Origin of the sequence: Streptomyces sp. NPDC090106 (assembly GCF_044747265.1) — a bacterium.
GTDB lineage: Bacteria > Actinomycetota > Actinomycetes > Streptomycetales > Streptomycetaceae > Streptomyces.
Map to the genome: position 1 here is coordinate 224,104 of NZ_JBIVDS010000015.1, position 26,165 is coordinate 250,268.

At 71.1% G+C, this 26,165-nt stretch carries 23 protein-coding genes; 10 read left to right on the plus strand and 13 right to left on the minus strand.

Annotated elements, in window-relative coordinates; translation table 11 throughout:
* Positions 1-76: 76 nt before the first annotated feature.
* On the minus strand, positions 77-1,573 hold the full coding sequence (locus ACIPSE_RS38545; protein WP_401672439.1) for an oligopeptide:H+ symporter: 1,497 nt from the start codon (positions 1,571-1,573) through the stop codon (positions 77-79).
* Between the two features lie 388 nt (positions 1,574-1,961).
* On the opposite strand from ACIPSE_RS38545, the gene ACIPSE_RS38550 reads away from it, so the two are divergent.
* Positions 1,962-2,639 (plus strand): response regulator transcription factor, encoded by a 678-nt coding sequence (locus ACIPSE_RS38550; protein WP_399135875.1) that lies wholly within the window; start codon positions 1,962-1,964, stop codon positions 2,637-2,639.
* 9 nt (positions 2,640-2,648) lie between these two features.
* A complete protein-coding gene (locus ACIPSE_RS38555) occupies positions 2,649-3,923 on the plus strand; it encodes an ATP-binding protein (RefSeq protein ID WP_401672442.1) in 1,275 nt (424 codons plus the stop codon).
* Positions 3,924-4,250: 327 nt separating this feature from the next.
* Here ACIPSE_RS38555 and ACIPSE_RS38560 read toward each other — a convergent pair whose 3' ends face one another.
* Positions 4,251-4,778, minus strand: a complete 528-nt coding sequence (locus ACIPSE_RS38560) for a GtrA family protein (protein ID WP_401672444.1) — start codon at positions 4,776-4,778, stop codon at positions 4,251-4,253.
* A gap of 150 nt (positions 4,779-4,928) precedes the next feature.
* Here ACIPSE_RS38560 and ACIPSE_RS38565 point away from each other — a divergent pair, with 150 nt between their 5' ends.
* The 4 genes from ACIPSE_RS38565 (at position 4,929) to ACIPSE_RS38580 (ending at position 9,043) form a co-directional block, all read left to right on the plus strand.
* Positions 4,929-6,068: a 5-(carboxyamino)imidazole ribonucleotide synthase gene (locus ACIPSE_RS38565; RefSeq protein ID WP_401672447.1), complete on the plus strand. Its 1,140-nt coding sequence runs from the start codon at positions 4,929-4,931 to the stop codon at positions 6,066-6,068.
* Positions 6,065-6,592, plus strand: coding sequence for a 5-(carboxyamino)imidazole ribonucleotide mutase (purE, locus tag ACIPSE_RS38570; protein ID WP_401672449.1), 528 nt, complete (start codon positions 6,065-6,067; stop codon positions 6,590-6,592). The genes ACIPSE_RS38565 and purE overlap by 4 nt, the downstream gene beginning before the upstream one ends.
* Positions 6,589-7,776, plus strand: a complete 1,188-nt coding sequence (locus ACIPSE_RS38575; RefSeq protein WP_401672452.1) for a dipeptidase — start codon at positions 6,589-6,591, stop codon at positions 7,774-7,776. The genes purE and ACIPSE_RS38575 overlap by 4 nt, the downstream gene beginning before the upstream one ends.
* 145 nt (positions 7,777-7,921) lie before the next feature.
* Entirely contained in the window at positions 7,922-9,043 is a 1,122-nt protein-coding gene (locus ACIPSE_RS38580; protein WP_401672454.1) for a dipeptidase, read from the plus strand.
* Here the strand turns inward: ACIPSE_RS38580 and ACIPSE_RS38585 are convergent.
* Positions 9,026-9,436, minus strand: a complete 411-nt coding sequence (locus tag ACIPSE_RS38585; protein ID WP_401672457.1) for a VOC family protein — start codon at positions 9,434-9,436, stop codon at positions 9,026-9,028. The genes ACIPSE_RS38580 and ACIPSE_RS38585 overlap by 18 nt on opposite strands.
* A 22-nt stretch (positions 9,437-9,458) precedes the next feature.
* Complete coding sequence (locus tag ACIPSE_RS38590; protein WP_401672459.1) at positions 9,459-9,830, minus strand: VOC family protein; 372 nt, start codon at positions 9,828-9,830, stop codon at positions 9,459-9,461.
* 100 nt (positions 9,831-9,930) lie between these two features.
* Here ACIPSE_RS38590 and ACIPSE_RS38595 point away from each other — a divergent pair, with 100 nt between their 5' ends.
* Positions 9,931-10,437, plus strand: a complete 507-nt coding sequence (locus tag ACIPSE_RS38595; protein ID WP_401672461.1) for a CGNR zinc finger domain-containing protein — start codon at positions 9,931-9,933, stop codon at positions 10,435-10,437.
* Positions 10,438-10,628: 191 nt separating this feature from the next.
* Here the strand turns inward: ACIPSE_RS38595 and ACIPSE_RS38600 are convergent, their stop codons facing one another.
* A complete protein-coding gene (locus ACIPSE_RS38600; RefSeq protein WP_401672463.1) occupies positions 10,629-11,972 on the minus strand; it encodes a UDP-glucose dehydrogenase family protein in 1,344 nt (447 codons plus the stop codon).
* A 200-nt stretch (positions 11,973-12,172) separates the two neighbouring features.
* Between ACIPSE_RS38600 and ACIPSE_RS38605 the strand changes: the two genes are divergently transcribed.
* A complete protein-coding gene (locus ACIPSE_RS38605) occupies positions 12,173-13,330 on the plus strand; it encodes an acyl-CoA dehydrogenase family protein (protein WP_401672465.1) in 1,158 nt (385 codons plus the stop codon).
* Positions 13,331-13,343: 13 nt separating this feature from the next.
* Here the strand turns inward: ACIPSE_RS38605 and ACIPSE_RS38610 are convergent, their stop codons facing one another.
* Positions 13,344-13,892: an acyl-CoA thioesterase gene (locus ACIPSE_RS38610; RefSeq protein ID WP_401672467.1), complete on the minus strand. Its 549-nt coding sequence runs from the start codon at positions 13,890-13,892 to the stop codon at positions 13,344-13,346.
* Positions 13,893-14,011: 119 nt separating this feature from the next.
* Here ACIPSE_RS38610 and ACIPSE_RS38615 point away from each other — a divergent pair, with 119 nt between their 5' ends.
* Complete coding sequence (locus ACIPSE_RS38615) at positions 14,012-15,295, plus strand: LCP family protein (protein ID WP_401672470.1); 1,284 nt, start codon at positions 14,012-14,014, stop codon at positions 15,293-15,295.
* Positions 15,296-15,361: 66 nt separating this feature from the next.
* Here the strand turns inward: ACIPSE_RS38615 and ACIPSE_RS38620 are convergent, their stop codons facing one another.
* Both ACIPSE_RS38620 and ACIPSE_RS38625 read right to left on the minus strand, forming a co-directional pair.
* Positions 15,362-15,727: a four-helix bundle copper-binding protein gene (locus ACIPSE_RS38620; RefSeq protein ID WP_401672472.1), complete on the minus strand. Its 366-nt coding sequence runs from the start codon at positions 15,725-15,727 to the stop codon at positions 15,362-15,364.
* A 128-nt stretch (positions 15,728-15,855) separates the two neighbouring features.
* On the minus strand, positions 15,856-17,310 hold the full coding sequence (locus ACIPSE_RS38625; protein ID WP_401672475.1) for an LCP family protein: 1,455 nt from the start codon (positions 17,308-17,310) through the stop codon (positions 15,856-15,858).
* A 130-nt stretch (positions 17,311-17,440) separates the two neighbouring features.
* Here ACIPSE_RS38625 and ACIPSE_RS38630 point away from each other — a divergent pair, with 130 nt between their 5' ends.
* The gene (locus ACIPSE_RS38630) at positions 17,441-18,469 is read left to right on the plus strand and encodes a glycosyltransferase family 2 protein (protein ID WP_401672478.1); all 1,029 of its coding nucleotides are present in this window, start codon (positions 17,441-17,443) and stop codon (positions 18,467-18,469) included.
* Positions 18,470-18,503: 34 nt separating this feature from the next.
* On the opposite strand, the gene ACIPSE_RS38635 is transcribed toward ACIPSE_RS38630, so the two are convergent.
* The 5 genes from ACIPSE_RS38635 to ACIPSE_RS38655 all read right to left on the minus strand — a co-directional run bounded on the left by ACIPSE_RS38635 (position 18,504) and on the right by ACIPSE_RS38655 (position 26,081).
* Complete coding sequence (locus ACIPSE_RS38635; protein WP_401672568.1) at positions 18,504-20,066, minus strand: LCP family protein; 1,563 nt, start codon at positions 20,064-20,066, stop codon at positions 18,504-18,506.
* Positions 20,067-20,370: 304 nt separating this feature from the next.
* Entirely contained in the window at positions 20,371-21,966 is a 1,596-nt protein-coding gene (locus tag ACIPSE_RS38640) for an LCP family protein (protein WP_401672480.1), read from the minus strand.
* Between the two features lie 104 nt (positions 21,967-22,070).
* On the minus strand, positions 22,071-23,810 hold the full coding sequence (locus ACIPSE_RS38645; RefSeq protein WP_401672482.1) for an LCP family protein: 1,740 nt from the start codon (positions 23,808-23,810) through the stop codon (positions 22,071-22,073).
* Positions 23,811-24,055: 245 nt separating this feature from the next.
* Positions 24,056-25,210, minus strand: a complete 1,155-nt coding sequence (locus tag ACIPSE_RS38650) for an LCP family protein (protein WP_401672485.1) — start codon at positions 25,208-25,210, stop codon at positions 24,056-24,058.
* Positions 25,211-25,325: 115 nt separating this feature from the next.
* Entirely contained in the window at positions 25,326-26,081 is a 756-nt protein-coding gene (locus tag ACIPSE_RS38655; RefSeq protein WP_401672488.1) for a TIGR03089 family protein, read from the minus strand.
* Between the last annotated feature and the right edge of the window lie 84 nt (positions 26,082-26,165).

The following is a 26,165-nucleotide window of genomic DNA, read 5'->3' on the forward strand; positions in this document are numbered from 1 at the left end:
CGCACACACGGAAAGGGGCCGCCGGAACCCGATCGGGTTCCGGCGGCCCCATTCCGTGCGGGGGAGGGCTTGTGGGCTAACGGACGCTGCCCATGAGCTCCTTGACCTTGTTGCGGTACATCCACACCGCGACACCGGCGGCCACGGCGAGCACGGCCTCCAGGGTCACGACACCCGTCTTGTTCAGGTCGACGCCCGCGATGGAGAGCAGACCCGTGGTCGCGTCACCGGCGGTGACCGCCAGGAACCAGACACCCATCATCTGCGAGGCGTACTTGGCCGGAGCCATCTTCGTCGTCACCGACAGACCCACCGGCGACAGCAGCAGCTCACCGACGGTCTGGACGAAGTAGATCGCCACCAGCCACATCGCGGCGGCCTTGTGACCGTCCTCGGCGATCGACAGCGGCGCGAGGAAGAGGAAGAAGGACGCGCCGACCAGGACGAGACCGGAGGCGAACTTCACGACCGTGCTCGGTTCCTTGCCGCGCCGGTTCAGGGCCAGCCAGAACCAGGCGAAGACCGGGGCCAGCGCCATGATCAGGACCGGGTTGACCGACTGGTACCAGGAGACCGGGAACTCCCAGCCGAAGACGGTGTTCTTGGCCGAGGAGTCGGCGAAGATCGAGAGCGTGGAGCCGCCCTGGTCGTAGATCATCCAGAAGACGGCCGCGGCGACGAAGAACCAGATGTACGCCGACATCGACTTCTGCTCGGTGCCGTCGAGGTCCTTGTCGCGCTTGATCCGGATCAGCACCAGCGCCGGGATGACGACACCGAGGATGGTCAGCGGGACCAGGATCCAGTTCAGCGTGTAGTGGCCGGAGAAGCCGACGATCGCGTAGAACACGACGGCGACGGCGGCCCAGAAGGCGGCCTTGCGCAGCGTCGAGGTCTTCTCCGCGGCGGACAGCGGCGTCGGGACGACGCTGGAGCGCTCCGCCAGGTGGCGCGAGCCGATCAGGAACTGGCCGAGGCCGAGGGCCATGCCGAGCGCGGCGAGCGCGAAGCCCAGGTGCCAGTTGACGTTCTCACCGATGGTGCCGATCACCAGCGGCGCGGCGAACGCGCCCAGGTTGATGCCCATGTAGAAGACGGTGAAGCCGCCGTCGCGGCGGGCGTCGTCCGGACCGTCGTAGAGGTGGCCCACCATCGTGGAGATGTTGGCCTTCAGCAGACCGGAGCCGATCGCCACCAGGCCGAGACCGGCGTAGAACGTGCCGGAGTTCGGCAGCGCCAGGGTCAGATGACCGAGCATGATCACCGCGCCGGCGACGGCGACGGTCTTGCGCGGGCCCCAGACCCGGTCGCCGAACCAGCCGCCGGGCATCGCGAGCAGGTACACCAGCGAGACGTACACGGAGTAGATCGCGGTCGCGGTCGCGGCGCTCAGGTGCAGGCCGCCCGGGGCGACGAGGTACAGCGGGAGGAGAGCCCGCATGCCGTAGTAGGAGAAACGCTCCCACATCTCGGTCATGAAGAGAGTGGCCAGTCCGCGGGGGTGGCCGAAGAAGGTGCGATCGGTGCCGGGGGTGCCCGGGCGGGCCGAGTCCTTCGTCAGGCTGGACGCCATGGTCGTTCCTTGCTGGTCGGGACGCGCGGCTGGTGAGCGGATGCGCGCCCGGTGGTCGCCGTCCCCTCCTGGGGGCCCGGCCACGGGTCGTTCCTTCCGAGGCTGGCGGAGCCAGCCCGCACACAAAAGAGACCTTCAGCGTCAAATGATTGCCAAAGGTCCCCGTGCTGCTAAAGGCATTCGAAACACCATACGACAGCACAGCGCCCGAAATGGAAGGACTTGAGATCTGGATCACAGGTGAACGGGGAACCGTCCACACCTTTTCCAAGGTCCTTACCAGGCTCTCACCTCGCAGACATTGGTTCGTACCACTACGCCCCATGGTAAGAATCACGGCCTGGCGATCACACCGTTCCTTCCGGCAGGGGCGGTCTACCATCAGCTCATGACCCGTGTACTGCTCGCCGAGGACGACGCGTCCATCTCGGAGCCGCTGGCCCGCGCCCTGCGCCGGGAAGGGTACGAGGTCGAGGTGCGTGAGGACGGACCCACCGCGCTCGACGCCGGAATGCAGGGCGGCGTCGACCTGGTCGTGCTCGACCTGGGGCTGCCCGGCATGGACGGCCTCGAAGTGGCCCGCCGGCTGCGGGCCGAGGGCCACGCCGTGCCGATCCTCATCCTGACCGCGCGCGCCGACGAGGTGGACACCGTCGTCGGTCTCGACGCGGGCGCCGACGACTACGTCACCAAGCCCTTCCGGCTCGCCGAACTCCTCGCCCGGGTCCGGGCCCTGCTGCGGCGCGGCGCCGCCGAGCCCGCGCAGCCGCCCGCCACCCACGGCGTGCGGATCGACGTCGAGTCGCACCGTGCCTGGATGGGCGAGGAGGAACTCCAGCTCACCGCGAAGGAGTTCGACCTGCTGCGGGTGCTGGTGCGCGACGCGGGCCGGGTCGTCACCCGCGACCAGCTGATGCGCGAGGTCTGGGACACCACCTGGTGGTCCTCCACCAAGACCCTCGACATGCACATCTCCTGGCTGCGCAAGAAGCTCGGCGACGACGCGGCCAACCCCCGCTACATCGCCACCGTGCGCGGCGTCGGCTTCCGCTTCGAGAAGAGCTAGCCGACCCCCGTGCGCCGCCGCCTCATCCAGTCCACGCTCGCCGTCGTCCTCGTCGTCATCGCGGTCTTCGGTGTGTCCCTGGTCATCGTCGAGACCCGCACCATCAGCAACAGCGCCCAGGAACGCGTCGACTCCGAGGCGGTGCGGCTGGCCAGCATCATCGACAGCAGGCTGCTGGGCGACCAGACCGTCGACGCGCAGGTCCTGCGGGACCAGGTCGCGGGGGAGCGGTACGCCGTCATCCGCATCCCCGGCAAGCCGGCCATCGAGGTCGGCACCGAGCCCACCGGCGAGGCCATCACCGCCACCGAGAAGGGCGAGGAGGGCGAGACGGTCACCGTCCAGGAGCCCCGCACGACGGTGACCCGGGAAGTGGGCCGCACCCTTCTCATCATCGGCGCGGTGGCCCTGCTCGCGGTGATCGCCGCCGTCCTGCTCGCCGTACGGCAGGCCAACAAGCTCGCCTCACCGCTGACCGACCTCGCCGAGACCGCCGAACGCCTCGGCTCCGGCGACCCCCGGCCCCGGCACAAGCGGTACGGCGTGCCCGAGCTGGACCGGGTCGCGGACGTCCTCGACTCCTCCGCCGAGCGCATCGCCCGGATGCTCACCGCCGAACGGCGCCTGGCCGCCGACGCCTCCCACCAGCTGCGCACCCCGCTGACCGCGCTGTCCATGCGGCTGGAGGAGATCACCCTCACCGACGACCCGGACACGGTGAAGGAGGAGGCGACGATCGCCCTGACCCAGGTGGAACGCCTCACGGACGTCGTCGAACGGCTGCTCACCAACGCCCGCGACCCGCGCACCGGCTCCGCCGTCTCCTTCGACCTCGACGAGGTCATCCAGCAGCAGCTCGCCGAGTGGCGTCCCGCCTACCGCAGCGCGGGCCGCGCCATCGTCAGCTCCGGCAAGCGCCACCTCCAGGCGGTCGGCACGCCGGGCGCGGTCGCCCAGGTCCTCGCCGCGCTGATCGAGAACTCCCTGATGCACGGCGGCGGCACCGTGGCCCTGCGCACCCGTGTCACCGGCAACCAGGCGGTCATCGAGGTCACGGACGAGGGCCCCGGCGTCCCCGCCGACCTCGGCGCGCGCATCTTCGAACGGGCGATCAGCGGCCGCAACTCCACGGGCATCGGCCTGGCGGTCGCCCGGGACCTCGCCGAGGCGGACGGCGGGCGCCTGGAGATGCTCCAGGCCCAGCCGGCGGTGTTCGGCCTCTTCCTCTCCCGGACCCCCCTGAACAACGCCGCAGCCACGGACAGGGAACCCACGGTCCGCTGACCCGAGCCCCACCGGGGGCGCGGGGAACGGCGCGAGAAACCACGACGGCGGGTCGGCCGGGGGACGGTTTCCGGGGGCGCGGGGAACGGCGCGAGAAACCACGACGGCGGGTCGGCCGGGGGACGGTTTCCGGGGGCGCGGGGAACGGCGCGAGAAGCCACGACGGCGGGTCGGCCGGGGGACGGCTTTCGGGGGCGCGGGGAACGGCGCGAGAAGCCACGACGGCGGGTCGGCCGGGGGACGGCTTTCGGGGGCGCGGGGAACGGCGCGACAGGCGACGACGGCGGGTCGGGCGAGCGGTGGCTCAGGACGACGTGACCGCAGCGGCTAGCTGACCCGCTCCCCGGAGCGAGGCCGTCCCACGGCCGCCGGCCCGGCCCCCGCGTCCGCCTCCTCCAGGAAGTGCTCCGCGCTGGCCACCGCCTCACGGGCGGGCAGCGCGCGGAAGACCCAGGAGCGGTAGGACCAGAAGCGGAACAGGGTCGCGACACCGATGCCGAGGAACTTGAAGACGTTGCTCTGCAACGGGCTGTCCCAGCCGAACCCGTACGTCGCCGCGTACAGCACACCGTTCTCGATGACGAGCCCGACCACGCTGAACAGCAGGAACAGGGTCAGTTCCTTCGTCCGGCCGCTCTTGTCGCGGTCGCGGTAGGTGAAGTACCGGAACCCGACGTAGTTGAAGGCGATGGCGACGACCGTGGCTATGACGCTCGCGCGCACCACCTGGAGGTCGGTCGTGTGCCGGACCAGGTTGAACACCCCGAGGTTGACCAGCAGCCCGGCCCCGCCGACCGCGCCGAACTTGGCGGCCTCACGGAAGAGCCGGCGCAGGCCGGAGGAACCACGTCCCATGGAGTGAAAGCCCCCGTCGGTCGGTTTCGTCAACCCAGCCATGCTAACCACCCCTGAGATGGATTGCCTGTGATGCACTCGGACGAGGGCATGACGAAGGCGTTCGGGAGGGGAAAACGGCCCCGTCGGCGTGGCCGATACCCTAGGGGTGTGACGTTCCCGGTAGTCGGCATGGTCGGCGGGGGTCAGCTCGCTCGTATGACACACGAGGCGGGCATCCCGCTAGGCATCAGGTTCAAGCTCCTCAGTGACACCCCCCAGGACTCGGCGGCGCAGGTCGTGAGCGAGGTCGTCGTCGGCGACTATCGCGATCTCGACACGCTGCGCGAGTTCGCGCGGGGCTGCGACGTGATCACCTTCGATCACGAACACGTACCCACCGAGCACCTCAGGGCCCTGGAGGCGGACGGCATCCCCGTGCGCCCCGGCCCCGACGCCCTCGTGCACGCCCAGGACAAGGGCGTGATGCGGGAGCGGCTCGGCGCGATCGGCGTCCCGTGCCCACGGAACCGCATCGTGCGCGACCCCGCCGACGTGGCGGCCTTCGCGGCGGAGGGGGACGGCTTCCCGGTCGTCCTCAAGACCGTCCGCGGCGGCTACGACGGCAAGGGCGTGTGGGTGGTCGACTCGGTGGAGGAGGCCGCGGACCCGTTCCGCGCGGGCGTGCCCGTCCTCGCGGAGGAGAAGGTGGACTACGTCCGCGAGCTCGCCGCCAACGTCGTCCGCTCCCCGCACGGCCAGGCCGTCGCCTACCCGGTGGTGGAGTCCCAGCAGGTGGACGGCGTCTGCGACACGGTGATCGCGCCCGCCCCCGACCTGGACGAGACGCTCGCCCTGAAGGCCGAGCAGATGGCCCTGTCCATCGCCAAGGAACTGGACGTCGTCGGCCACCTCGCCGTCGAGCTGTTCCAGACCCGCGACGGCCGCATCCTCGTCAACGAACTGGCCATGCGCCCGCACAACAGCGGCCACTGGACCCAGGACGGCGCCATCACCTCCCAGTTCGCCAACCACGTCCGCGCCGTCCTCGACCTCCCCCTCGGCGACCCGCGCCCGCGCGCGCCGTGGACCGTGATGGTCAACGTCCTCGGCGGCGACTTCCCCGACATGTACTCCGCGTACCTGCACTGCATGGCCCGCGACCCCCAGCTCAAGATCCACATGTACGGCAAGGACGTGAAGCCCGGCCGCAAGGTCGGCCACGTCAACACCTACGGCGACGACCTGGACGACGTCCTGGACCGCGCCCGGCACGCCGCCGGCTACCTGAGAGGCACGATCACCGAATGAGCCCCGTTGTAGGCATCGTCATGGGGTCGGACAGCGACTGGCCCGTCATGGAGGCCGCCGCGCAGGCGCTGGACGAGTTCGAGATCGAGTACGAGGTCGACGTCGTCTCCGCGCACCGCATGCCGCGCGAGATGGTCGCGTACGGCGAGGAGGCGGCCGGCCGCGGCCTGAAGGCGATCATCGCGGGCGCCGGGGGAGCGGCCCACCTGCCGGGCATGCTCGCCTCCGTCACCCCGCTGCCCGTCATCGGCGTCCCGGTGCCGCTGAAGTACCTCGACGGCATGGACTCCCTGCTGTCGATCGTGCAGATGCCGGCCGGCGTGCCCGTCGCGACCGTCTCGGTCGCCGGCGCCCGCAACGCGGGGCTGCTCGCGGCCCGGATCCTCGCCACCCACGACGAGGAGCTCCTCGGCCGGATGAAGGACTTCCAGCAGGAGCTGAACGACCAGGCCACCGAGAAGGGCAAGCGGCTGCGCGCGAAGGTCGAGGGCGCCGCGCACGGCGGCTTCGGGTTCGGCAAGTGACGGCCGCGAGCCCGCTGGAGCGGGCCCGGGAGCTCCTCGCCGAGTTCCCGGTCGTCGACGGCCACAACGACCTGCCCTGGGCGCTGCGCGAACAGGTCCGCTACGACCTCGACGCCCGCGACATCGCCACCGACCAGAGCGCCCACCTGCACACCGACCTCGCCCGGCTGCGCGCGGGCGGCGTCGGCGCCCAGTACTGGTCGGTGTACGTCCGCTCCGACCTGCCGGGCGCGGTGACCGCGACCCTGGAGCAGATCGACTGCGTACGGCGGCTGATCGAGAGGCACCCGGCCGACCTGCGGGCCGCGCTGACGGCGGCGGACCTCGAAACGGCGCGCGCGCAGGGCCGTATCGCCTCGCTGATGGGGGCCGAGGGCGGCCACTCCATCGACAACTCGCTCGCCACGCTCCGCGCGCTGTACGCGCTCGGCGTGCGCTACATGACCCTCACGCACAACGACAACAACGACTGGGCGGACTCGGCGACCGACGAGCCCCGCGTGGGCGGACTGTCGGCGTTCGGGCGGGAGGTCGTGCGGGAGATGAACCGCGAGGGCATGCTCGTCGACCTCTCCCATGTGGCGGCGACGACGATGCGGGCCGCGCTGGACACCACCGCGGCCCCGGTGATCTTCTCCCACTCCTCCGCACGGGCCGTCTGCGACCACCCGCGCAACATCCCGGACGACGTCCTGGAGCGGCTGCCCGCCAACGGCGGCGTCGCCATGGTGACGTTCGTGCCGAAGTTCGTGCTCCAGGCGGCCGTGGACTGGACGGCCGCGGCCGACGACAACATGCGCGCGCACGGCTTCCACCACCTGGACACCACCGAGGACGCGATGGCCGTGCACCGCGCGTTCGAGGAGCGCATCCCGCGTCCGGTCGCGACCGTCTCCACGGTCGCCGACCACCTGGACCACATGCGGGAGGTCGCGGGCGTCGACCACATCGGCATCGGCGGCGACTACGACGGCACCGCCTTCACCCCGGACGGCCTCGGCGACGTCTCCGGCTACCCCCGCCTCATCGCGGAGCTGCTGGACCGCGGCTGGTCGACGTCCGACCTCGCCAAGCTGACCTGGCAGAACTCGGTACGCGTCCTGGGCGCGGCCGAGGACGTGGCCCGGGACCTGAAGGCGACGCGCGGCGCGTCCCACGCGACGATCGGGTCGCTGGACGGCTGAGCGCGCGGCACGCCGGGCACGACGGGGGCGGTCCGCCCCCGTCGTCCGCGGCCGGCGTACCCCCGAACGCCCCACCCACCAGGAAGCCCCCCGCCCCGCGTGCGACGGTGACGGTACTGCCGATCACGACGTACGGAGCCCCGCCATGGCAGACCTCCAGGACGAACTGCACGCGACGACCGAGGTCGGCGAGCTCGACGACCTGTCCGACCCCTTCACCCCGCGCCCCGCGCCCCGCGCACCTCTCTCCGATCCGGACACCGAGCCGCTGGAGCGGGCGCACGTCATCCTCGCCGCGCACCCCGTCGCCGACGGCTACAGCGGGCTGCCCTGGGCGCTGCGCCATCTGTCGTGGTACGACCTGGAACTGGGGGAGAGCTCCGTCGACACGGACGTGCCCCGGATGCGCGAGGGCCATGTCGGCGCCCTGTTCTGGTCGCTGCACCTGCCCGAGAGCATCGGCGGCGACCGGGCCGTCGGCGCCACCATGGAGCAGCTCGACCTGGTCAAGACCGTCGTCGCCGCCCACCCCGAGGGCCTCCGGCTCGCCGAGACCGCCGGGGAGACCACCGACGCCCAGCACTGCGGCCGGATCGCCGTCCTGCTCGGCCCGGCCGGGGCCGCCGCGCTCGGCGACTCGCTCGGCATCCTGCGCTCGCTGCACTCCCTGGGCCTGCGGCTGCTCACCCTGTCCGGGGTGCGCTGGGCCAGCGAGGCGGGACTGACCCGGTTCGGCGAGGAGGTGCTGCGCGAGATGAACCGGCTCGGCGTCCTCGCCGACCTGTCCGGCGCCTCCGACGACACCGTCCGCCGCGCCCTCGCCGTCTCCAAGGCCCCGGTCGTGTGCACCCGCTCCGCCGCCCGCGCGCTGCGCCCCCACCCCGCCAACCTGCCCGACGACCTGCTGGCCGAGCTGGGCGCCGCCAAGGGCCTGTGCATGGTCCCGCTCACCGCCGAGCAGACCGGGCCGTCCGTGCGGGACGTCGCCGACCATCTCGACCGGGTCCGCGAGATCGCCGGCCCCGAGTCCGTCGCCCTCTCCGGCACCTACGACGCCGGCACCGCCCACCCGCAGGACCTCGCCGACGCCTCCTGCTACCCGCACCTCATCGCCGAGCTCCTGCGCCGCGACTGGAGCGAGCCCGACATCGCGCTGCTCACCTGGGGCAACGTCCAGCGTGTCCTGCGCGGCGCGGACTTCACTGCGCGGGCGGCACGGGAGCGGCGCGAGGCGTCCACGGCGAGGATCTCAGACCTCGACGGCTGACGCCCCCGACGGGATCCGGCAGAGGCAGAACGGATGCCCTGCCGGATCGGCGTACACCCGGAAGTCCTCCTCGACCGGGTCCTCCTCCCGGCGCAGCAGCCGCGCCCCCAGCGCCAGCACCAGCCGTTCCGCCGCGTCGACGTCCGCCCAGGTGGGACCGGCGTCGAGGTCCAGATGGAACTGCTGGGCGTCGCCCTCGACGCGCGGCCAGGCCGGGGGCCGGTACCCGGGCTCCCGGTTGAAGGCCAGCCGCGGCACTCCCGGCGCCTCCAGGACCACCCAGTCCTCGTCCTCGGCGCGCGGGGTGCCGCCCACGACCGCCGCGTAGAAGCCGGCGAGCGCGAGCGGGTCGGGGCAGTCGATCACGACGGAACGGAAACGGGCCACGGCCACGGCGGTTCCTCCCGGTCCCGGATCAGCAGGCGCACAGGCAGAAGGGGTGACCGGCCGGGTCCGCGTACACCCGCCAGGTGCGTGCGCGGTCGTCCGCGTCCAGCGCCTTCGCGCCGAGCGCCAGCACCTCGCGCTCGGCGGCGTCCATGTCCTCGACGGTCAGGTCCAGATGGAACTGCTGCCCGTTGTGCGCCGACGGCCACTCCGGCGGCACGTACCCCTCGGCCGCCTGGAAGGCGAGCGTGCGCCCGTCCGGCAGCTCCAGCTCGACCCACAGGTCGCCGTCCTGCTCCTGCACGACGGGCGCGCCACCGAGCACACCGGCGTAGAAACCGGCCAGCGCACGGGGATCGGGACAGTCCAGGACGACGGCGCCCAGCTTGGCGACAGCCATGACTTCCTCCTCGGAGATCCGGGATCACTGCGTTACCTCTACCTGCCATCAACAGGTAACGGTTACTGCATGCTCCCGTATAGCGGGTAACGTCGCAAGCATGAATGCGAGATCGGTCGCGCCCGGAGGCCTCGCCCTGATCGAGTCCCTGGTCAACACGCGTGCCCTCGACTCGGACGCCGACGCGCTGGACACCGAGGAGGGCCGGGAGCGGTTCGGGCTGACCCCGGACGACGTCCCGGAGGCCCGCGCGCTGCGCGAGTCGCTGCGCGCGACCCTGCTGGCCCACGCGGGCCACCCGCCGCACGCCCCGGTCACCCCGCTCGACGCGCTCCTGGCGGCGGCGCCCCTGCGGGTCACGGTCGCGGCCGACGGCTCGGCCGCCCTCGCCGCCGCCACCGCGGCGCCCTCGCTGCTCGCCCGCGTCGCCGTCGCCGTCGCCGAGGCACTGGTCGAGGGCACCTGGCAGCGCCTGAAGGCCTGCCAGGCCCCCGACTGCCACTGGGCGTACTACGACCGCAGCCCCGCCGGACGCGGGCGCTGGTGCTCGATGCAGATCTGCGGGGCCCGCGCGAAGATGCGCCGGTACCGCGCGAAGGGCCCGTGAGCCACAGGCCGGTGGTGCAGAATGCAACCAGCACTGGTTCGGCCGACTGAGCCTCGGCCGAACCAGTGCGCCCTCCTTTTTTGTTCGTTCGCCTCCGGGCGCTCTGTGCCGGCGCCGAGAGGGCGATCGTGCTCAGCCCTGCGGGCCTCCGCGCGTTCGCCCTCTCGGCGTCGGCGCGCCCTTCGGCCCTCTCACGCGGTGGGGCGGCCCATCGCCCGGTACGTCCAGCCCGCCTTGCGCCACAGCTCCGGGTCCAGGGCGTTGCGGCCGTCCAGCAGGAGCCGCGTCGTGGCCGCCTCGCCCAGCGCCGCCGGGTCCAGCTCGCGGAACTCCCGCCACTCCGTCAGATGCAGGACGGCGTCGGCGCCCCGCACCGCCTCGATCGCGCTGTCGGCGTAGCCGAGGGTCGGGAAGACCTGGCGGGCGTTGTCCATGCCCTTGGGGTCGTAGACGGTCACCTGGCCGCCCTGGAGGTGTATCTGCCCGGCCACGTTCAGCGCGGGCGAGTCACGGACGTCGTCCGAGTCCGGCTTGAAGGTGGCGCCGAGCACCGCGATCCGCTTGCCGAGGAACGGGCCGCCGCCCAGTGCCTGCCGGGTCAGCTCGACCATCTGCCCGCGCTGGCGCATGTTGATCGAGTCGATCTCCCGCAGGAACGTCAGCGCCTGGTCGGCGCCGAGCTCACCGGCGCGCGCCATGAACGCCCGGATGTCCTTGGGCAGACAGCCGCCGCCGAAGCCGATCCCGGCCCGCAGGAACTTGCGCCCGATCCGGTCGTCGTACCCGATCGCCTCCGCGAGCTTCGCGACGTCGCCGCCGGAGGCCTCGCACATCTCCGCCATCGCGTTGATGAAGGAGATCTTCGTGGCGAGGAAGGAGTTCGCGGACGTCTTCACCAGCTCGGCGGTCGGGAAGTCGGTCACCACGAACGGGGTGCCCTCGCCGACCGGCGTCGCGTACACCTCGCGCAGCAGCTCCTCGGCCCGCTCGCTGCGCACCCCGACCACGATCCGGTCCGGGTGCAGCGTGTCGTCCACGGCGAAGCCCTCGCGCAGGAACTCCGGGTTCCACGCCAGCTCCGCGTCCGCGCCGGCGGGCGCGTGCTCCGCGAGGTAGCGGGCCAGCCGGTCCGCGGAGCCCACCGGCACGGTGGACTTGCCGACGACGAGCGCGGGCCCGGTCAGATGCGGGGCGAGGGAGGCGAGCGCGGAGTCGACGTACGACATGTCGCAGGCGTACTCCCCGTGCCGCTGGGGCGTGTTCACGCAGACGAAGTGGACATCGCCGAACGCGCCGATCTCGGCCCAGTCGAGCGTGAACCGGAGCCGGCCGGTGGAACCCTCGATTCCCGCCACGTGCTTGCGCAGCAGGACGTCGAGGCCCGGCTCGTACATCGGGACCTCGCCCCGCTGGAGCATCTCGATCTTCTCGGGCACGACATCGAGCCCGAGCACCTCGAACCCGAGCTCGGCCATGGCCGCCGCGTGCGTGGCGCCGAGATAGCCGGTCCCGATCACGGTGATCCTGAGGCTCATGGGGGTCTCCAGTAGAGGTCAGCGGTGCTGCGGTGGTGCGCGGTGCCCGAGCATAGCCGGGGCGTGGGAAGGTGCCTCGACGGGCAGCTTTCCCCCTGTCGCCAAGCTCACGTATCACTCCCGTGGGCAGGCCCCTAAAATTTGAGTTACTTAACGGTAATTAGCGTCGGCAACCGCAGCGTTTTGGAGCGTGAGAGACCTTGGCCGGATCGGCTGACTTCGACCTGTACCGCCCGTCCGAGGAGCACGACATGCTCCGCGACGCCATCCGCTCGCTGGCCGAGGCGAAGATCGCGCCCCACGCCGCCGCGGTGGACGAGGACGCCCGCTTCCCGCAGGAGGCCCTCGACGCGCTCGTCGCCAGCGACCTGCACGCCGTCCACGTGCCCGAGGAGTACGGCGGCGCGGGCGCCGACGCGCTCGCCACGGTCATCGTGATCGAGGAGGTGGCGCGGGTGTGCGTCTCCTCGTCCCTGATCCCGGCCGTGAACAAGCTGGGCTCCCTGCCGGTGATCCTCTCCGGCTCCGAGGAGCTGAAGAAGAAGTACATGACCCCGCTCGCCAAGGGCGACGGCATGTTCTCCTACTGCCTGTCCGAGCCGGACGCCGGTTCCGACGCGGCCGGCATGAAGACCCGCGCGGTCCGCGACGGCGACCACTGGATCCTCAACGGCGTGAAGCGCTGGATCACCAACGCCGGCGTCTCCGACTACTACACGGTCATGGCCGTGACGGACCCCGACAAGCGCTCCAAGGGGATCTCGGCGTTCGTCGTCGAGAAGTCGGACGGCGGCGTCTCCTTCGGCGCCCCGGAGAAGAAGCTCGGCATCAAGGGCTCCCCGACCCGCGAGGTCTACCTCGACAACGTCCGCATCCCGGCCGACCGGATGATCGGCGACGAGGGCACCGGCTTCGCCACCGCGATGAAGACCCTCGACCACACCCGCATCACCATCGCCGCCCAGGCCCTCGGCGTGGCCCAGGGCGCGCTGGACTACGCCAAGGGCTACGTCCAGGAGCGCAAGCAGTTCGGCAAGCCCATCGCCGACTTCCAGGGCATCCAGTTCATGCTCGCCGACATGGCCATGAAGATCGCCGCCGCCCGCGCCCTGACGTACCAGGCCGCCGCGGCCTCCGAGCGCCTCGACGCCGACCTGACCTTCCAGGGCGCCGCCGCCAAGTGCTTCGCCTCGGACGTGGCCATGGAGGTCACCACGGACGCCGTCCAGCTCCTCGGCGGCTACGGCTACACCCGTGACTACCCGGTCGAGCGCATGATGCGCGACGCCAAGATCACGCAGATCTACGAGGGCACCAACCAGGTCCAGCGCATCGTGATGGCGCGCAACCTGCCCTGATCCGTCCCGGGGCTCAGTCCCCGATGCCCTCCGCCGCGCGCTTCTCCCGCAGCTCGCGGATCGCGCGGCGGCGGGCGAGGCGGTGGGTGCGGCGGATCTGGGCCTCCTGGCAGCGGCGCTCGTCGCGCTCGGTCTCCGGGAGGACGGGCGGCACGATCCGGGGCTTGCCGTCGGCGTCGACGGCGGCGAAGACGAGGTAGGCGGAGCCGACCTGGGTGGCGGGCGTGGACTCGTTCCAGCGTTCCGCCAGGACCCGCACCCCGACCTCCATCGAGGTCCGCCCGGTCCAGTTGACCTGGGCCTTCACATGGACGAGGTCACCGACCCTGACCGGCTCCAGGAACACCATCTCGTCCATGGACGCGGTGACGGCGGGGCCGCCGGAGTGGCGCCCGGCCACGGCGCCCGCGGCGTCGTCGACCAGCTTCATGATCACACCGCCGTGCACCGTCCCCAGAAGGTTGGTGTCGTTGTGGGTCATGATGTGGCTGAGCGTCGTCCGGGACGCCGATGTCGGCTTGCCCGCAATGCCGGACTCCGCTGCTGAGGCCTGGTCTGTCATGGCCCCTACCTTATGCCGAGGTCTGGTCTGCGGACTTTGTGTTGGGTTCGCAACAGCCGTGACCTGATTTTCCTACGACCCTTGTAAAGGACACAGCCGATCCCTGCACACTGGGCCCCATGAACGATTGGCCCCAGGGATGGTCCGACGACAATCGCGGCAACGACCGCTACGGACGCGGCAGCGCCGGCGCACAGCCGGAGCCCGCCCGCGTCATGCGTCAGGTCCGGCGACCCGCCCCGGGCGGGGGTGGCTACGGGGGCGACGGCGCGGCACCGCCGTACGGGGGCGGCGTCCCGCAGCAGTCGCAGTACGGCGGCGGCCACGGCGACGACGGGTACGACAGCGGGTACAACACCGGCCAGGTCTACGGCGGTGGCGGACCCGGGGGCGGCGGCCGTTCCGGTGAGGGGCGGCCCGCGCCCGACTGGCGGCGCCGGATCAAGTGGACGGCGATCACCGTCGTGACCGTCCTCGTGGTCACCACCGTCGGCACCTACTTCTGGGCCGACTCCAAGCTCAACCGCGAGGTCGACCTCTCGAAGGTCATCGACCGGCCGGACACGGGCGAGGGCACCAACTACCTGATCGTCGGTTCGGACAGCCGCGCGGGCATGTCCGCAGAGGAGAAGAAGAAGCTGCACACCGGGTCCGCCGAGGGCAAGCGCACGGACTCGATGATGATCCTGCACACCGGCGACAACGGCTCCACGCTGGTCTCGCTGCCGCGCGACTCGGACGTGGAGATCCCGACGTACAAGGGCTCCGAGTCCGGCAAGACGTACCAGGGCACCGGCCGGCACGTGAAGCTGAACGCCGCGTACGCCGAGGACGGCCCCGAGCTGCTCGTGCGCACGGTCGAGTTCAACACCGGCCTGCACATCGACCACTACGTCGAGATCGGCTTCGCCGGGTTCGCCAACATCGTGGACGCGGTCGGCGGCGTGGACATCACCATCCCCAAGGGCGGCATGAAGGACACCAAGTCCGGCGCCGACTTCGAGGCGGGTGAGCAGACCCTGAACGGCGAGGAGGCCCTGGCCTTCGTCCGTACCCGGTACGCCCTCGCGGGTTCCGACCTGGACCGCACGAAGAACCAGCAGAAGTTCCTCTCGGCCCTCGCGAACAAGGTGGCGACACCCTCCACGGTGCTCAACCCCTTCAAGCTCTACCCGACGATGAGCGCGGGCCTGGACACCCTCATCGTCGACAAGGACATGGGCCTGTTCGACCTGGCCGACATGTTCTGGGCGATGAAGGGCGTCAGCGGCGGCGACGGCAAGTCGATGAACATGCCGATCTCCGGCTCCACCGGCGGCAACCTCGTCTGGGACAAGGCCAAGGTCAAGACGCTCGTCGAGCAGCTGAAGAACGACGAGAAGGTCACCGTCTCCGGCAACTGAGACACCGCGCGCAGCAGTGAGGGGCACCCCGCGGGGTGCCCCTCGGCGTCTTCCCGGGGCGCTCGCTCACATCGCCGCGCCGGCCATCGCCCGGCACCTCTCCGCGCAGCGGCGACACGCCTCGGCGCAGCGCGTCATCTGGGCGTCGTCGGGCATCGACATGCACGCCTCGGCGCACAGGTCGCAGGCCCGCGCGCACAGCGCGCACATCTCGGCGGCCATGGGGGAGCGGCGCATCATCATGTCCGCGCACATACGGGTCATCTCGGAGCAGTCGATGAGCGTTCGCATGATCTGCATCTGGGCCTGACCGCCGCCCATCTGCATACAGGAGCTCATGGTCTCCTCGCACACGGTGTGGCAGGCCATGCAGGCCTCGACGCAGTCCTGCGTCGCCTTGCTCATCGCGGCCGTTCCGGACTGGGTGGTCATGGCTCCTCCTGGGGGACGCGGAGCCCGGGGCAGGCCCCGTGTCCTACCGTCCTACGCCTGCCGGGCCCGGCCCGCCATCGGACGGACCCGCGGAATCCGCTTCCACCGGTTCCCGCGCGGCCCGGCGCTCAGGAGCAGCCCACCTCGTCGCCCGTGACCACCCCGGACTCGCCCTGGTACGGGTCGTCGGCCCGCACCTTGCGCACCCGCTCGAAGTCCGCCCCGACGATCACCTTCAGCACGGCTCCCTGCCCCTTCACCGCGCGCAGTTCGGCGCCCGGCAGCGCGGCGGCCAGGGACCGGGCGGAGCGGTCCCAGCGGGGGTCGTAGGCGACGACCGTGCGCTTCACGGTGCGGTCCGCCACGTTCACCGGCTGGTGGGTGGTGCGGAAGCCGGTCGCCGCGAGCTGCCGGTCGGCCTTCCTGCCCAGGCCCGCGGTCGGGGTGCCGTTCTCGACCTGGACCCGGATCTGCTGGGGGGCCACGGCGACCCGTACGGCCTTGCTGCGGGGCTTGTGCGCGGCCAGGGGGCGGTCGTCGCGCAGCGCCTTGAAGAGCCGCTCGGAGCGGACCGGGTCCCACTTAAGGGTCGAGCCGACGCCCTTGACGGCGAAGCCCATGGTCCCGATCGGGACGGTCGTGAACTCCGACGAGGAGGGTGAGAAGTCGCGCATCGCCCGGCCCAGGTCCAGCAGTTCGTCCGTGCCGAAGCCCTTGTCCGCGCGGACCGAGCCCAGCACCGCCCGGGTCACGTCCCGGAACTTCATCGGGTTGAGCAGGATGCCGGACGACGTCGCCCGGTCGATCAGCGCCGCCATGAAACGCTGCTGCCGCTTCATCCGGCCCAGGTCCGCCGCGCCGTCGATGTGCCGGGAGCGGACGTACTGGAGGGCCTCGCCGCCCTGGAGGGTGTGCGTGCCCGCCGGGAGGTCCAGGCCGGTGTAGGAGTCCTTGAGCGGCTCCGCCGTGCAGATCCTCACCCCGCCGAGCACGTCCACCGTCTTCATGAAGCTGGTGAAGTCGACCTCCAGATAGTGGTCGATCTTCACGTGGGTCATGCTCTCGACCGTGCGGACGGTGAGGTTGGGGCCGCCCTCCGCGTACGCCGCGTTGATCTTGATGGCGTGGCCATGGTGCTTCTCGCCCGTGGTCTGGTCGGTGTGCGGGGGCGTCATGGCGTACGAGTCGCGCGGCAGGCTCACCACGCTCGCGCGCTCCCGGTCCTCCGAGATGTGCACCATCATGATCGTGTCGGTGCAGTGGCAGGGGGCGCCGCCGAGCCGGTACTTCTGCTTGTCGGCCTTGGAGATCCTGTCGCGGCCGTCGGTGCCGACGAGCAGCACGTTCATGCCGTGGCCGGCCCGCGGGCGGTTCTTCATGTCCTTGAAGGGGTCCACGCGCGCGATGTCCGCGTCGAGGCTGGTGACCACGGCGTGCCCGATCCCGGCCGAGGCCAGGACGACCACGGACAGCGTCGTCACCGCCCGCACGGCCCAGCGCGGACGCCTCGGCCGCCGGACGGGCCGGGCGGCGGGAGCCGGTCTGCGCCGGGCGGGCTGAGGCCGGCGGGGCGGCGTGGGCATGGGGGACACCTCCGCGAGGGCAGCCGAACGAGGGATCATGAGCACCGTAGGTCCATACGATCTGCGACCCCGGGCACCGCCCCGGGCGGGGCGCACCCGTGTCCCCCGTTCGCGGTAACGTGACCCCCCTATGAACGCCAATCCCGACGTGCGCCACCCCGCCGTTTCCGTGATCATGCCCGTCCTCGACGAGGAACGGCACTTGCGTGGAGCAGTAGAAGCGATCCTCGCGCAGGAGTACGCCGGCGAGATGGAGGTCGTGATCGCCCTCGGTCCGTCCCGGGACCGTACGGACGAGATCGCGGCACAGCTCGTCGCCGAAGACCCCCGGGTCGTCACCGTCCCCAACCCGACCGGGCGCACGCCCGCCGCGCTCAACGCCGCGATCAAGGCCTCCCGCCATCCGGTCGTCGTCCGCGTCGACGGCCACGGCATGCTCTCGCCCGACTACATCACCACCGCCGTGCGCCTCCTGGAGGAGACCGGCGCGCAGAACGTCGGCGGGATCATGCACGCCGAGGGCGAGAACGACTGGGAGCACGCCGTCGCCGCCGCGATGACGTCCCGGATCGGCGTCGGCAACGCCGCCTTCCACACCGGAGGCCAGGCCGGCCCCGCCGAGACCGTCTACCTCGGTGTCTTCCGGCGTGAGGCGCTGGAGCGGGCGGGCGGCTACAACGTGGAGTTCATCCGCGCCCAGGACTGGGAGCTCAACTTCCGGATCCGGGAGGCCGGCGGGCTGATCTGGTTCTCGCCGGAGCTGCGCGTTTCCTACCGGCCCCGGCCGAGCGTCAAGGCCCTCGCCAAGCAGTACAAGGACTACGGGCGTTGGCGGCACGTCGTCGCCCGCTACCACTCCGGGTCGATCAACCTGCGCTACCTCGCCCCGCCGACGGCGGTCGTCGCGATCGCGGCCGGGCTCGTCGTGGGCGCGGCCCTGACCCCGCTCGGGTTCGTGATCCCCGCCGGCTACCTCGCCGCCATCGCCCTCGGGTCGCTCCCGGCGGGCAAGGGGCTGCCGCTGAAGGCGCGGCTCCAGATCCCCGTCGCCCTCGCCACGATGCACATGTCGTGGGGGTGGGGCTTCCTGACCAGCCCCAAGTCGCTGGCCAGGAAGGTCATCGCGGCGCGCCGCCCCGCGGTCACCGCCGACGCCTGAGCGGCGCCGGCGCGAACGCTCCCGGGAACCCGGACTACCAGGTGTAGTCCGGGTTCACGTGCATGCACTTGGTGTCGTCGGCGCCGTTGATGGCGTCCGCCGTCGTCGGTGTCTCGTCCGACTCCTCCGGCGCCTCGTACGCCGTCCCCGAGCGCCAGTCGGCGCCGACGACGAGGGTCACCCCGGAGACGTCGGTGGACTTCTTCACCGAGCCGGTCGGGATGCCGAGCACCTTGGCGACCCGCAGGGCGTCGGCCTTGAGGTCGACGCTCGGGTAGCGGATCAGGGTCGTCTCCTCGGCGGTGGCCGCCGTGGTGTCCGGCGCCGCCTGCGTGAAGCCCTTGCCGGTGAGCAGCTCGGCGATGTCCGTGGCACGGCCGGAGACCGGGGCGAGGGTGTCGGTGCGGGTGCCGTTCTGCACCGCGACGCCGATCTTGTCGTCCGCCGCGGCCGTGTCGGAGGTGGTGGTCTCCTCGTCCGCCGCGGCCTTCTTCTTGTCCTTGCCGTCCAGCGCGATGTCCTCGCGGACCAGCCGGAACAGGGTGTCCGCGTCGTCGGTGGGCTCCACCCGCGCGCCGACGTACCGGCTGGGCATCGTCGTCATGGTGATGCGCTCGGTGGGGACCTTCTTGAGCTGGCCCGCGAGGTCGTAGAGCTTCTTGACGGTGTCGAGGCCGTCGTCGACCGTGAGCGCCTTCGTGGCGGCCTCGGCGAGGTCCATGAGCTTGCCGGGGTTGCTCAGTGTCGCGTTCTCGCGGAGCTGGCGGACCATGGAGTTCATGTACATGTGCTGGGCGCGGGCCCGGGCGAGGTCGCTGCCGTCCTCGAAGCCGTAGCGGGTGCGCAGCCACTGCAGGGCCTGCTTGCCCTTGATGGACGTGGTGCCCTCCTTGAGCTTCAGGCCGGAGCCGCTGCCGCTGGAGGTGCGGGAGTAGACGTTGGCGTCCACGCAGACGGGGACGCCGCCGACGGCGTCCGCCATCGACACCACACCCGAGAAGTCGATCATCATGAAGTGGTCGATGTGGATGTCGGTGAGCTTCTCCCACGTCGCCACCGTGCAGCCTGGGCCGCCGCGGCCCAGCGACTGGTTCGTCATCGTGCGGCCGGTCGTCGCCGCGTACACCGTGCCGTCGTCCGGGTCGGTGCACTTCGGGATGGTGACGAGGGTGTCGCGCGGCATGCTCACCACCGACATGTTGCTGCGGTCCGCCGAGACGTGGACCAGCATCTGCACATCGGCGAGCGGTGTGGAGTTGTAGGTCTCCTTGGCGCCGCCTAGCTTCTGGTTCTCCGCCGTGTTGCGGGCGTCCGAGCCGATCAGCAGGATGTTCAGCGGCTTCTGGCCGGCCGCGTTGGCCTCGGACTCCGAGGCGCGGTCCTTCGCGTCACCGATGTTCAGGTCGTCGTTCTTGATGTTGCTGTTGAGGTGCCGGTAGTAGAGGAAGCCCGCTCCCGCGGTGCCCACTATCACCACCGCCAGCACGATCGCCGACCAGCGCAGCGCACGCCGTGAGGCCTTGCGCCGGCCGGGCCCGGATCTGCGCCGTCCGCCCTGTTCGGCGGGCGGTGCCGTGTCCTGCGGTGTGAGGGACATCGTGTCCTCGACCGCGGGGACTTCTTTGCGCACACTCTGCGCCAACTCCCTGCCTCCCCACCCTCGCGACCGCGCCGCGCCTGACCGCCGAGCCTCCCCAGGGGCCCGGCCGTCGTGTTCCCGCCTGCCCGCCCTTCGGGCGGACGACGGGAACACGACGGCCGGGCCTACTCGGCGGACGGCCCCTGTGCCGCCCGGTCCACTGTTCGAAAGCGTACGCGAGCGCGGTTCATCATTCTGTAGCTGGTTAAGAGTTCGCTGTGGGGCGCGAGAGGCGCTCCCACAGCGGATTTTCAGCGCCCTCTCAGAAGCGGTACGGCTGGTACACGTCCATGCACTTACTGCTGTCCGCGCCGTTCAGTTCGTCCGAATTGGCCGGTAGATCACCGGCCTCGGTGTCCGCCTGCTCCGGGTAGGTGTCGCCCGAGCGCCAGTCGGCACCCACGACCACTGTGACCGCTGACACATCCGCTGACTTCTTCACTGAACTCAGCGCGATACCAAGGGACTTGGCGACCCGCTGTGCGTCGCCCTCCAGGTCGGCGCTCGGGTACCGCACCACCGTCGCATCCGCGGAGAGCCCGGCCGTGGTGTCCGCGGCAGCCCTGGTGAAACCTTTGCTCACGAGCCGGCCGGCGACCGCGCGGGCGCGGCCGGAGACCGGTCCGAGGGTGTCGGACGCGGTCGCGTTCACGACCGCGACCCCGATCCGGTCGTCGGCCGCCGCCGGGTCCTTCGAGACCTTCCCGGCGTCCGCCCGCTTCCTCGACTCCTCCGACTCCTTCGCGGTGCCCTTGTCGTCGAAGGGCACGTCCTCGCGGAGCATCCGCCACATCTTCTCGGCGCCCGCGGCCTCGGGCACCAGATGGTCCCTGTTCTGCGGGTCCTCGACGTTCGGCATCGTCGCCATGGTGATCCGGTCCGCCGGCACCGTCTTCAGCTCCTTGCCGAGGCCGTACAGCTTCTTCACGCTGCCGATCTCCTCGGAGACCTTCAGGGACTTCGTCGCCGCCTCGGCCAGGTCCATCAGACGTCCGCCGTCGGTGAAGACGTTCTGCTGCTTCAGCGAGCGGATCATCGAGTTCAGATACATGTGCTGGGCCCGCGCCCGCAGCGGGTCGCTGCCCCAGGCGTGCCGGGTGCGCAGCCACTGGAGCGCCTGCTCGCCCTTGACCTTCTTGCGCCCGGCCGTCATCTTCAGCCCGGAGCCGCCGGACAGCGAGGGCAGCGGACGGTCCCACACGTTCTGGTTCACGCACACCTCGACCCCGCCGACCGCGTCCGCCATGCGCACCACGCCCGCGAAGTCGATCGTCATCCAGTGGTCGATGTAGACGCCGGTGAGGTTCTCCCAGGTCGTCAGCGTGCAGCCCGCGCCGCCCCGGGCGAGCGTGGTGTTGATGATGCCGTTGGTCGCCGGGAACACCTCGCCGGTCTTCGGGTCGGTGCACTTCGGTATGTCCACCCGGGTGTCCCGGGGGATGCTCACCATCGCCGCGCTCCTGCGGTCCGCGGACAGGTGGATCAGCATCTGCACATCGCCCAGCGGCGGGTTGCCGCGGTTGTCCCTGCTCCCGCCGAGCTTCACGTTCTCGGCGGAGGCCCGGCTGTCCGAGCCGATCAGCAGGATGTTCAGCGGCGTCTGCCCGGCGGCGTTCGGCTCGGCGCGCCGCGCCTTGGAGTCGCCGCCGCTGCGCTCGCCCTTCTCGATGTTGCCGTTCAGGTGCTCGTAGTAGAGGTAACCGGCGCCCGCCGTGCCGAGCACCACCAGCGCCAGCCCCGTCGCCGACCAGCGCAGCACCCGGTGTCCGCGCCCCGGTCGCGGTCCGGACGGCCCCGCCGCCCGGTGCCGCCGCTCGCGCCGGCCTGCGGCATCACCGCGCACCCCCTGCTGGGTCATCTCCCCGCCCCCTGTCCCGTCCCCCGCCCCACACACACCAACAGGCCTGTCGGTACGTCCTGTTAGACGTACGACAGGCCTGTCAGGTCACACCCGTCACAGGGTCAACTCGCGCACTTCACCTCGTCCGCCGTCGACTTCTCCACGTCGATGTCGGCCGCCGAGGAGGAGTTCATCTTCACGCCGGCCCCCTTGAAGTCCTCGCCCAGCGTCAGCGTCATCGTGGGCAGCCCCTGCGCGTTGGTGACGCTCTCGCCGGGCTTCATCATCGATCCGCTCAGCCCCAGGATGTCGGCGAGCCGACGGGCCTGGTCGGCCTGGTCCGGGTCGTACTCCAGGGTCGTCTTCGCCTGTGTCTTCTCCGCGTTGCCCGCGTTCTCCGACTTGGTGACACCCGCCTTGGTCTGGAGGTAGGTGAGCTCCTCCTGGGCGCTGCCGGCCGGCGCCCCGCCGTTGAGGACCTGCACCCGCACCTCGGAGGCGTCCGACTTCGTGCCCTTCAGACGGGCGGCGACGGCGGCGGCCTCCTTCTTCTTCTGCTGCTTGACCTCGGTGAACGACACGTCGTTCTTGATCATCTGGAAGACCTGGGGAGCCGCGGACTCCTTGAGGACCACGGTGGAGGGAACCTTCTCCGCCGGGTTGTCGATCACGGGCACCGTCGTGAACGTCAGGTTCTTCACGTTCAGCTTGCCCAGCTCCAGGCCCAGGTCCTTCAGCTTGCCGATGCTGTCGAGCTGGGAGTCGACGGTCAGCGCCTCCGTGCCCGCCTCGGCCAGCTTCAGCATCTTCGTCGGGCTGGTGAGGGTGTCGTTGGACTTCAGCTTGCGCATCAGCGCGCTCAGGAACTGCTGCTGGAGCCCGATCCGGCTCAGGTCGCCGCCGAAGCCGACGGAGTGCCGGGTGCGCACGAACGCCAGCGCCTGCTCGCCCTCGATCGTGTGCTTGCCCTTGGAGAGCTTCAGATGCGAGTCGGCGTCGTCGATGTCCTTGGCCAGGCACACCTCGACCCCGCCCACCGCCGAGCTCAGCGTCTTCACGGCGTTGAAGTCGGCCACCATGAAATTGTCGGCCTGCACCCCGGTGAGCTCGGTGACCGTGCGCACCGTGCAGCTGGGCGTCCGGCCGCTCTGGCCGAGGCTGGTGTTGAAACGCACACCGGTCGAGCCCGGGATGACCTCCTCGGTGCCGTCCTCCTGCGTGGTGGGACAGTCCGGGACGTCGACGATCAGGTCGCGCGGGATGCTCAGCGCGGTGGCGTTCGTGCGGTCCTTGGAGACATGGAACAGGATCGTGGTGTCGGCGTGGCCGACGCTGCCCTTGTCGCCGTACTTGTCGTTGCCCGCGCCCGTGCGCTTGTCCGTGCCGATGACGATGATGTTGATGGCCTTGTCCTTCTGGAAGCCACCGGTGCTCGCCCCGTCGTCGGAGACGGACGTGATGTTGTCGTTGAGGTGCTTGATGTAGAGGTATCCGGCGCCCGCCGTGCCGACCAGCACGAACGCCATCACACCGCCGGTCCACAGCAGTATTTTCTTCGCCTTCGGCTTCTTCTTCACCGGCCGCCGGCCACGCCGCCCGGGCGGCGGCTCCTCCGGCGCGCCCCGCCGTCTGCGCGGCGCCGGGACGTCCCGCCCGGGAGCGTCGGCCGGAGCCGTGCGTCCGCGCGTGGCGGCGCCGCCCGCGGAGCCGGAACGGCTCGCCGCTCTCCGGGGTGATGGGACCGCTCCCGATTGCGGTGCGGAAGGAGTCAGTCGCAGTTCGTATTCGCCAGTGCTCGGATTGAGTACCCACTGGTCTGCGGGGTCGATGTTGTCCGCCCGCCCACGGCCTTGCGCGTCCACGGTTGTCCGAATCCTCCGTCGGGGCCACGCGGCGCCTTCCCCCTCAAAGGCGCTCGGGTCTCGTCACACACTCTGTGCCTGATCCTGGAAGACCTTCCGGTCGGAAGTACGGATCGGAGCACAGGATCGCTCACACTATCCGGCCGGTTCGGCGTCGAGCGACGACGGTGACACATTCCACGTCCCTACAACTGGGCAATCCGCCGCATTTCTTTGGACATCCGTGCACCGACTTGGTCGTGGCTTTACTCGCAGGTGCCCTCCGCGGCCGTGTTTCCGCGGAACGTGGGCGCCGGAGTGGCGGCCCCGTCGGCCGGTCGCGCCCCGGACGGCCCGGTCACGGCGACCGGCCGGTCGGTGCGCAGCCGCTCGAAAAGCTTCTCCGCCGCGGGCTCCACGAGCTGGTCGCGATTGGCGTTGTAGACGTACGACTCCCGGGGAACGGTCAGGAATTGCACACGTTCGGTGGGGATGTCCCGCACCCCGCGCACGAGTTCGTACAGACCGCGCAGACTCGCCAGGTCCGGGTCGGTGGTCAGGGAGGAGGTCGCCGCGTCCAGGACCGGATAGAGCTTCACCGGATTCAGCAGGACGTCATTGCTCTGCACCTTGTTGACGAGCGCCGCGAGGAATCGTTGCTGCCGGTCCATCCGGTCGGTGTCGCTGCCGTTGCCGAGCGACTTGCGGGCGCGGACGTAGCCGAGGGCCTGCTCGCCGTCGAGGGTGACCTCCCCCTTGGGCAGCCGCAGCTTGGCGGACTTGTCGTGGATGGGCTCCGCGAGACACATCCGCACCCCGTCGACGGCGTCGACCATGTCCTTGAAGCCATGGAAGTCGACGACCATGTGATGGTCGATCCGCACCCCGGTCAGCTTCTCCACGGTCCGGATCGTGCAGGCCGAACCGCCCGTCTCGAAGGCGTGGTTGAACATCGCGAACATCGGTTCGGTCCGGTCCCCGTCCGGCCGCAGACAGGCCGGCACGTCCACCATCAGGTCGCGGGGGAGCGAGACCGCCGTCGCGCTGCGCCGCCCGGCGGCCAGATGCAGCAGGATCGTGGTGTCGGACCGCTCGGTGCCCGAGTCCCGGCCGTAGCGCCCGTTGCCGCTGCCCGAGCGCGAGTCCGAGCCGATCAGCAGGATGTTCTGCGCGTCCTTGACGAGCGACGTCGGCCGTTCCTTCGCGTACCGGGCGAGTTCCGCGGCGGCGGCCTCGTCCGGCGTGATGTTCCCGTCCAGCTTCGCGTACACCACCCACCCGGCCCCCAGGGCCACCGCCGCGGCGGTGGCCAGCCCGGCCGCCCCCAGCCGCAGCCGGCGCCGTCTGCGCCGGCGTATCAGCCCGTCGCCGGAGGCCGACGACCCCGCTCCCGGACCCAGAGTGCCTGCGCTGTCGCTCACGACGGAGTCCACCCCTCACGGCGTACGGATCATGGCGTGCGAGCTGTCTCTACGACCATGGCGTGGGCCGGCGCCGGAGGGGGAGCGGTAGGGGGCCGAACGGGGGACGTCCCGCTCAGCGCGCGGTGGCGGTGACCCGCTCGCTCTCGACCCGCCTGGCCAGCGCTTCCTCGTCGAGCCGGTCGAGGTTGCGGCACAGCACCACGGACCCGCCGGTGGCCAGCGGCGCGTACAGCCCGGCGGCGAGCCCCGGCCAGGTGTCGTACGCCAGCCCCGACAGCAGCCGGGCGCCCGGTCCGGTCAGCCCGAGCCCGGCCGCCTCGGCCCGCGCCCGCTCCACCACCTCGGCGCCGCTGGACTCCCGCCCGGCCACGACGAGCGCGGGCTCCTCGGGGTCCACGGGCGCGTACGGCGCGAAGCGGTCGCCCTGTCCGGGCACCTCGACGGCGTAGTCGGCGAAGCCGTCCGGGGTCTGCGGGAACCGGCCGCCGAGCGGACGCAGGGCGAGCGCGATCCGGGCGCCGGAGCAGGCGCGGGCCGCGTCCAGGGTGTCCGGGCCGCTCACCACGAGGTCGGCCGCCTTCGGGTCGCCGGCGACGTCGGCGACCACGCCCACCGACGAGCACGCCAGCAGCCACACCGCGGTCTGCCAGTGCGCGGGCAGCAGCAGTGCGACCCGGTCGCCGGGCTCCGCGGACAGCTCGCCCTGGAGCAGATTGGCAGTCTTGGCCACCCAATTGGCGAAGGTGGCCACGGACAGTTCCACGCGTTCGCCCGTGGCGTCGTCGTAGAAGGTCACCAGGGGGCGTCCGGGGTCCGCGGCGAGCGCGGAACGCAGCAGGTCGGCGGGGGTGCGATCGGTGGCGTTCACCCGGGCAAGCGTACGCGGGCCCCCGGCCGCCCGGCGGGGTGCGGGGCCACCGGTTCGGCGGAACGCGAGCCGAGGGTCCGTCAG

Excerpts from the sequence above, each read along its gene's own strand:
- ACIPSE_RS38545 (WP_401672439.1), bottom strand. The coding sequence starts at position 1,573 with ATGGCGTCCAGCCTGACGAAGGACTCGGCCCGCCCGGGCACCCCCGGC.
- ACIPSE_RS38550 (WP_399135875.1), top strand. The coding sequence starts at position 1,962 with ATGACCCGTGTACTGCTCGCCGAGGACGACGCGTCCATCTCGGAGCCG.
- ACIPSE_RS38560 (WP_401672444.1), bottom strand. The coding sequence starts at position 4,778 with ATGGGACGTGGTTCCTCCGGCCTGCGCCGGCTCTTCCGTGAGGCCGCC.
- purE (WP_401672449.1), top strand. The coding sequence starts at position 6,065 with ATGAGCCCCGTTGTAGGCATCGTCATGGGGTCGGACAGCGACTGGCCC.
- ACIPSE_RS38580 (WP_401672454.1), top strand. The coding sequence starts at position 7,922 with ATGGCAGACCTCCAGGACGAACTGCACGCGACGACCGAGGTCGGCGAG.
- ACIPSE_RS38590 (WP_401672459.1), bottom strand. The coding sequence starts at position 9,830 with ATGGCTGTCGCCAAGCTGGGCGCCGTCGTCCTGGACTGTCCCGATCCC.
- ACIPSE_RS38595 (WP_401672461.1), top strand. The coding sequence starts at position 9,931 with ATGAATGCGAGATCGGTCGCGCCCGGAGGCCTCGCCCTGATCGAGTCC.
- ACIPSE_RS38600 (WP_401672463.1), bottom strand. The coding sequence starts at position 11,972 with ATGAGCCTCAGGATCACCGTGATCGGGACCGGCTATCTCGGCGCCACG.
- ACIPSE_RS38610 (WP_401672467.1), bottom strand. The coding sequence starts at position 13,892 with ATGACAGACCAGGCCTCAGCAGCGGAGTCCGGCATTGCGGGCAAGCCG.
- ACIPSE_RS38615 (WP_401672470.1), top strand. The coding sequence starts at position 14,012 with ATGAACGATTGGCCCCAGGGATGGTCCGACGACAATCGCGGCAACGAC.
- ACIPSE_RS38620 (WP_401672472.1), bottom strand. The coding sequence starts at position 15,727 with ATGACCACCCAGTCCGGAACGGCCGCGATGAGCAAGGCGACGCAGGAC.
- ACIPSE_RS38625 (WP_401672475.1), bottom strand. The coding sequence starts at position 17,310 with ATGCCCACGCCGCCCCGCCGGCCTCAGCCCGCCCGGCGCAGACCGGCT.
- ACIPSE_RS38630 (WP_401672478.1), top strand. The coding sequence starts at position 17,441 with ATGAACGCCAATCCCGACGTGCGCCACCCCGCCGTTTCCGTGATCATG.
- ACIPSE_RS38635 (WP_401672568.1), bottom strand. The coding sequence starts at position 20,066 with ATGTCCCTCACACCGCAGGACACGGCACCGCCCGCCGAACAGGGCGGA.
- ACIPSE_RS38640 (WP_401672480.1), bottom strand. The coding sequence starts at position 21,966 with ATGACCCAGCAGGGGGTGCGCGGTGATGCCGCAGGCCGGCGCGAGCGG.